The 956-nt window shown below is 44.0% G+C and carries 1 protein-coding gene; it reads right to left on the bottom strand.

Translation table 11 applies throughout. The features are described from left to right. Positions 1-761 precede the first annotated feature (761 nt). On the bottom strand, positions 762-956 hold a 195-nt coding region (locus tag L4D05_RS24030; RefSeq protein ID WP_428795501.1), incomplete at its 5' end, for a VOC family protein.

The raw sequence follows: 956 nt of genomic DNA, 5'->3' as shown, positions 1-956 counted from the left end.
GGCATGTTCTTTCTAGTTCTTTCTCTTTGTCGGCACGCTTTTTTGCAGCATTCATACTCCTACGAGTACCGTTTTTGCAAGGCATGCAAAGACCGCATGTACGTTTAGCGGTGCTAGGTAAAACCATTGCTTCACATTCCCTACATGGTACTTTATCGCTCATATTTTACCTTTATTTAAAATGCATAACGCCCTGCTAAGTGGCGCTAACGACCAACTTACCAAGCGCACTTAACTTCAAACCAAAACCGCCAAGCTTATGGCGTCCACTTGAGTAGTTTGTTAGTTGCCTACGCCCTTATTCTTTTAATTGCACCAAGATGCTAACTGCTTGCCGCAAACTAAATTACTATCACCAAGCCATACTTGATAGCTGACAGAACTGACATCTTTCGATTAATGCGAGTTGGCGCGAAAAAGACACCACCGAAGTCACTGAAAAGCGGGTTGAGGAAGATGTTACTTCTGCTGCTCACGGACGGACATAAAAAGCAGTTCCGCGAAACCTCGATTGCTAAAGCGAACGGCTAATTGACGCTGCCACCGGAAAGAAAGTTAAGCAGTGGGGCTTGTCGCTGCATAGCCAAAGGGGCAATGATTTGACCACTAAATTTCTAAGTGCAACTAACGCCTGCTTAAGTGGTGAGTGACGCACCACCAAACTTAAATTGACCACCGTAAACACATAAGTCGACAGTTACACCAAAATTGCCAAGCGTTACGAATCCACTTGAAGCATTTGTTATATGCCTTACGACTTACTACATTGAAACCGCTTCTATCTTGTTACCATCAAGGTCTCGGACAAAAGCAGCGTAGTAGCTTTCTCCATACTCTGGGCGTAAACCTGGCTTCCCCTCGCATATTGCACCTAACTTAACAGCTATTGCGTAAAAGTTATCAACTGCCTCTTGATTGCAAGCATTAAAGGCTATGTGAGTTCCATTACCATTTGA

It is taken from the genome of Vibrio nomapromontoriensis, from assembly GCF_050337205.1.
Classification (GTDB): domain Bacteria; phylum Pseudomonadota; class Gammaproteobacteria; order Enterobacterales; family Vibrionaceae; genus Vibrio; species Vibrio nomapromontoriensis.
This window is presented reverse-complemented; position numbering and strand designations above follow the sequence as displayed.